Genomic DNA, 5,046 nt, shown 5'->3' with positions numbered 1-5,046 from the left:
GATGAATACTAAATCCTTTAACCCTTTCCCCTGGTTAGCCTCTCTGGGAGTCGCTTGGTCCCTCGGCTTTGTTTATAATGTCATCTACGGCGGCGAATTAAGCTGGTTGCGGATGATGTACGAGGAAAAATCAGCGATCGCAGCCAAGGTCGAAGGACCGCGGCGTTTAATCGTCACGGCGGGATCGGGGGCGCATTATAGCATAAATTCGGAATTAATGGCCAAAGAATTGGGAATTCCCGTGGTTAACTTCGGTTTACAGGGGGATATCGGCTTAAATGTCATTGCCGCTATGATTCTCGAAAAAGCGCGCCAAGGAGACGTAATTCTGCTGATTCCCGAATATCTCATGCTCATGGATGAGGACGGTTTTAATCGCGGCGAAGGACTTTGGGGATCGGCTCCTTTTAGCGTCGCTATTGGCAAACCAGGGTTAGGTGGGATACCTTTAAAAACCATGATCGAGGATACTTGGTTATTAGGTATTCCGGGGATGCGTCCAGTTACTAAATCCACGGTTGATTTATTCACCAAAGGCAGAATGACGGGTTATCTTTCCGATCCAATGACTAATACAGGTGATCCGACTATAGTTAAGGAAAGAACGGGGAAATGGTGGCAAATGACCTTTGATACTGCTGCTTCTCCTCACTCGATTAAAGCTATTGAAAAACTCAAGAAAGATTTAGAAGCAAAAGGGGCGACTTTAGTGGTTTCTTTGCCCTGGGTTTATGCCAAAAATGATGGTAAAACCGTTGCTAATATTCGCAAATCTGCCGAAGAATTAAGTCGGGTTGTGCCAACAATTTATGACCCAAAAGACTTGAATATTAAGACCGATTCTACTATTTTTGCTGACACTCACTATCATCTTTTGCCCCCGGCGAGAATTATTCGTTCAGAACAATTAGTTTCGGAACTGAAACCCATCTTAAACACAACTGAGAATAAAAATCCATGAATAAACCTATAACTAAGATTTGCATTCTGGGAGGTGGTTTTGGCGGGTTATACACGGCACTCGATCTGAGTCGATTAACAGCAGTAAAATCATGTCAATGGCAAATAACTTTAGTCGAACCGAAAGACCATTTTCTCTTTACTCCCCTTCTCTATGAACTAATTACAGGAGAATTGCAACGCTGGGAAATTGCCCCCTCCTACCGTCAATTATTAACAGGAACTAAGGTTAATTTAAAAACTCAAAAAGCCAGTAATATTGACTTAAACAATCATCGAGTATATTTAGAAAATGAGGAAGTTATAGATTATGATTACCTCGTTTTAGCGGTGGGAGTGCGGAATCGTTGGCCGGCTATACCGGGGTTAGCCGATTATGGGCTGACTTTTCGGAGTTTAGAGGATGTGGAAAAATTACAAACGGCAATTCATGAATTAGAAACTCAAGGAAAATCCTCAATTAATTTAGCAATTATTGGCGGCGGTCCCAATGGGGTAGAATTAGCCTGTAAGGTAGCTGATCGCTTAGGAAAAAAAGGCCAAGTTCATCTAGTGGAAAGGAACGAGGAAATACTGCAAAACTTCCCTAAATCGGTGCGTATTGCTTCCTATCGTTCCCTTTTAGCCAAGAATGTTAGTCTCTATTTAAACACGGGATTAAAGGAAGTTACCGCTAATTCCATAACCGTATTTAAAGATAATACAAATGAAGTTATCCCCATTGATTTATTATTGTGGACAGCAGGAACCCAAGCACAAGATTGGATCAATAATTTAGATTGTCAGAAAACAGCACAAGGCAAATTATTAACCCGTTCCAGTTTACAATTAATCGACTATCCCGAAGTTTTTGCCCTTGGGGATCTAGCCGAAATTTATCCGAGTAAACAGGTAATTCCTGCCACAGCACAGGCAGCCTATCAAGCAGCCAGTGTAGTAGCCAAAAATATCTCGGCAGTGATCAGAAAAAAATCGCTCAAACCCTATTATTATCTCCATTTAGGTGATATGTTAACCTTGGGTAAACAATCAGCCCTTGTCTCCAGTTTTGGCCTTAATATTAGTGGTAGATTAGCCGATATAATGCGTCGATTTGTCTATATACTGCGTTTACCCAGCAAACGCCATCAATTGAAAGTGTTTCAACATTGGGCAAAAAAAATTCTTCTCCGACTCCGTTATTCACAGGTGTTATCTAATACTAAATCCGTTGAGTATAGGCTACATATCAGGAGAGGAAAAAGGCAAAAGGGAGAATAAATAATCAGTTCCAACCAGGTTGTTAGTCCTTACACAATTGGCTACAATAGCCCTACACAAGCTACGAGAGAAAAGTATGCCTGAATTAAAAATTAGCATTAGTGAGGCTGCTCACAAAACGCTGTTAGCACTCGTTGACTCCTCTGGGGATACTCTCCCAACAGTATTAGACAAAGCCATCGAAAATTATCGCAGATATGTTTTTCTAGTTCAAGCGAATGAAGCCTTCGCCGCCTTAAGGAAGAATGAGACTTTATGGCAAGAGGAAATTTCTGAAAGGCAGACATGGGAGCAAACTCTCGCTGATGGAGTAGAAGGGTAGTGGCAGAAATTACCAGAGGAGAAATATGGCTAGCAGACCTTAATCCAGTAAGGGGGCATGAACAGGCTGGTAAGCGTCCATGTTTAGTGATTTCAGCAGACCTGTTTAATCAGGGTGCATCTGGCTTAGTTGTTGTTTTGCCAGTAACTTCTAAAGACAAAGGAATCCCTTTTCACCTAAAAGTGGAACCCCCAGAGGGAGGAGTGAAAATGCCAAGTTTTATCAAGTGCGAGGACGTAAGATCAATCTCAGTAGAACGACTTGAGAAGCGATGGGGAACTGTATCCTCAGAAACCCTGGCATTGGTTGAAGACAGACTGAGAATCTTAATGGGACTGTAATGAAGATAGTTTCACCAATTTGCGCTCCAAGCCCAGGTTTTAGTTTGCATTCTTCCACTGTTCCAATGCCACCTTCGTGTGACTGTACCATTCTGAATTTGATTACGATTAAGCTTGCCCTCGTAACGCGCCGATAGACCAACCAGTGCCTTCGGCATCGCAACTAAACTCACAGCTTCAATCAATGGGCATGGTGCGTTCCCAAAAATCGATCGGTGGAGCAGTAGGACCCCCATTAGGGAACGCACCCTAGGGCTGAAAACGGAGATTTTGAAGAGATCGCACTTGAGCAATGGTTTCAAAATCACGGTCGTTGTGAATCAGAAGCAGATCATTTTCCAGTGCCGCTTGAGCAATACAGCAATCAATTGGGCTGCGAACAGTCAATCCTTGACGACGCAGATCATAGTAAATACGTGCAGCCGCTTGCCAGGAAGAAGGCCTGAGTTCAACATAATCCTGCACTTCGAGGTAAGTAGAGAGGATTGTCCACTCTTGCTCGTTTAAGCTCCCTTGAAGCAGTTCAAGCTGGGTAAAGCGGGTGAGTAAAATCTCACGATTTGCAATTAACGTTTCCAGTTGCTGGCGAACTTGACCACTGCGATCGCGGAAGACGCTGATCCACACAGATGTGTCAATCAGCAACATGACGAGTTTCACGTAGGGCTTTATAATCAAAATCTGGAGCAAATTGAATTTGTCCGGCAAGGTCGAGAAGGTTTTTCTTACGACGGGATCTTACGAATTCTTGTAGAGCAAGATTCATTAGTTCCTCTTGGGTGGTGAGGTTAGTCAGTTGAAAGGCTTCCTTGAGAAGCGATTCATCAAGGTTGAGGGTAATTTGCATAGGATGGATATTAGATTGAAGTATAGGTGATTATTCTCTTTACATTTTAATCCGATAGATGACTAACCCACCTCTGGGCATATTTTTGTTAGTTGGCTCTCAAGCTTTAAGCTACATACGGCAATGGCGTAGTGCCTTCGGCATCACACTTAAACTCACAACTTCAATCTATGGGCATGGTGCGTTCCCAAAAATCGATCGGTGGAGCAGTAGGATCCAGATTAGGGAACGCACCCTACAAGCTCGGCGATCGCACTTTCCCTATATTACGCCCAAAAGCGTGTTAGCCAGATTAGTTTACTGCAAACAATCTACTTTAAGGAGACTGATCACAGAAGCTTTCTAGGATTCTAGCAAAGACTCTTAGATCTGACTGCACTTTGTCACAAAACTTCACTATTATTTTGACACTCTTAATAGTTGGAGAGGAAACATTGATCGCCAAGTCTGGTCAATTTTTGTCCAAAGTATTTGAGGAAATGACCTGAATAAATAGCCAGACATAGTGCTATTTTCTTAGTTCCCAAAAAGCTGACCATCCTCGCGCTTTTGGCGAATTTAAGACCATTGAATAGGGGAAATTAACCGATAATTAATAACTGGTTGGGGTGCGTTAATTTAAGCAATAACACACCCTAACTTTGTATTAATGCAAGAAATGACGAATGCCTGTTAAGACCATAATTAAACCTAACTCATTAGCGGCATTAATCGAATCCTGATCTTTTAAAGAACCTCCGGGTTGAACAATTGCCTCGATACCAAACTGGGCTGCCGTGCGAACAGAATCATCAAAGGGGAAAAAACCATCACTAGCTAAATAGCCACCTTTAGCCGCTTCTGCTGCTTGTTCAAGGGCAATTTTCACCGAACCAACGCGATTCATTTGCCCCGCACCAACGCCTAAAGTAGTTTGATTTTTTGTCACTACAATAGCGTTAGATTTAACGTGCTTAGATACCTTCCAAGCAAACAGCAATTCCGCTAATTGTGCGGGGGTAGGTTGTTTTTCTGTCACCACTCGCCACTCATCCGGGGTTTCTACCACGTCATCGGCCGCTTGTACTAGAAAACCGCCAGCGATAACTTTTACTGTTTGTTTTTCTCCCGTGGTTAAGTCCGGCAGCAATAAAATCCGCACTTTTGACTTTTTAGCAAGGATATCCCGGGCTTCGGGGCTACAATCGGGGGCAACCACGCATTCTAGGAAGGTTTTCGTTAATTCTTTAGCGGTTGCTTCGTCTATGGCTTGATTTAGGGCAACAATACCCCCAAAAGCCGAGATAGCATCGGCGTTAAAAGCTTTAGTATAAGCT

General features: G+C 42.9%; 6 protein-coding genes and 1 pseudogene. 4 read left to right on the top strand and 3 right to left on the bottom strand.

The window, feature by feature from the left end:
• Window position 1: 1 nt before the first annotated feature.
• From PX481_RS03005 to PX481_RS02990, 4 genes are all read left to right on the top strand, one after another.
• A complete protein-coding gene (locus PX481_RS03005) occupies window positions 2–961 on the top strand; it encodes a hypothetical protein (RefSeq protein ID WP_002758639.1) in 960 nt (319 codons plus the stop codon).
• Window positions 958–2,220 carry an NAD(P)/FAD-dependent oxidoreductase gene (locus tag PX481_RS03000; protein WP_288093602.1) on the top strand — a complete coding sequence of 421 codons (1,263 nt, stop codon included), beginning with the start codon at window positions 958–960 and terminating at the stop codon, window positions 2,218–2,220. Before PX481_RS03005 ends, PX481_RS03000 begins: the two co-directional genes overlap by 4 nt.
• 76 nt (window positions 2,221–2,296) lie before the next feature.
• On the top strand, window positions 2,297–2,542 hold the full coding sequence (locus PX481_RS02995) for a hypothetical protein (protein ID WP_002739747.1): 246 nt from the start codon (window positions 2,297–2,299) through the stop codon (window positions 2,540–2,542).
• On the top strand, window positions 2,542–2,883 hold the full coding sequence (locus tag PX481_RS02990; RefSeq protein WP_043996813.1) for a type II toxin-antitoxin system PemK/MazF family toxin: 342 nt from the start codon (window positions 2,542–2,544) through the stop codon (window positions 2,881–2,883). The genes PX481_RS02995 and PX481_RS02990 overlap by 1 nt, the downstream gene beginning before the upstream one ends.
• 249 nt (window positions 2,884–3,132) lie before the next feature.
• Here the strand turns inward: PX481_RS02990 and vapC are convergent, their stop codons facing one another.
• The 3 genes and pseudogenes from vapC to purH all read right to left on the bottom strand — a co-directional run.
• On the bottom strand, window positions 3,133–3,531 hold the full coding sequence (vapC, locus tag PX481_RS02985; RefSeq protein ID WP_002785628.1) for a type II toxin-antitoxin system VapC family toxin: 399 nt from the start codon (window positions 3,529–3,531) through the stop codon (window positions 3,133–3,135).
• Window positions 3,518–3,730 carry a type II toxin-antitoxin system VapB family antitoxin gene (locus PX481_RS02980; protein ID WP_041804466.1) on the bottom strand — a complete coding sequence of 71 codons (213 nt, stop codon included), beginning with the start codon at window positions 3,728–3,730 and terminating at the stop codon, window positions 3,518–3,520. The genes vapC and PX481_RS02980 overlap by 14 nt, the downstream gene beginning before the upstream one ends.
• 646 nt (window positions 3,731–4,376) lie before the next feature.
• A pseudogene (purH, locus tag PX481_RS02975) lies at window positions 4,377–5,046 on the bottom strand (bifunctional phosphoribosylaminoimidazolecarboxamide formyltransferase/IMP cyclohydrolase); the annotation flags it as partial.

The sequence above is a fragment of the Microcystis sp. M53603_WE2 genome, from assembly GCF_030065435.1.
The sequence above is the reverse complement of the archived record's forward strand: the minus strand, read 5'-3'. Positions and strand labels throughout refer to the sequence as shown.

Excerpts from the sequence above, each read along its gene's own strand:
- PX481_RS03000 (WP_288093602.1), top strand. The coding sequence starts at position 958 with ATGAATAAACCTATAACTAAGATTTGCATTCTGGGAGGTGGTTTTGGC.
- PX481_RS03005 (WP_002758639.1), top strand. The coding sequence starts at position 2 with ATGAATACTAAATCCTTTAACCCTTTCCCCTGGTTAGCCTCTCTGGGA.
- PX481_RS02980 (WP_041804466.1), bottom strand. The coding sequence starts at position 3,730 with ATGCAAATTACCCTCAACCTTGATGAATCGCTTCTCAAGGAAGCCTTT.
- vapC (WP_002785628.1), bottom strand. The coding sequence starts at position 3,531 with ATGTTGCTGATTGACACATCTGTGTGGATCAGCGTCTTCCGCGATCGC.
- PX481_RS02995 (WP_002739747.1), top strand. The coding sequence starts at position 2,297 with ATGCCTGAATTAAAAATTAGCATTAGTGAGGCTGCTCACAAAACGCTG.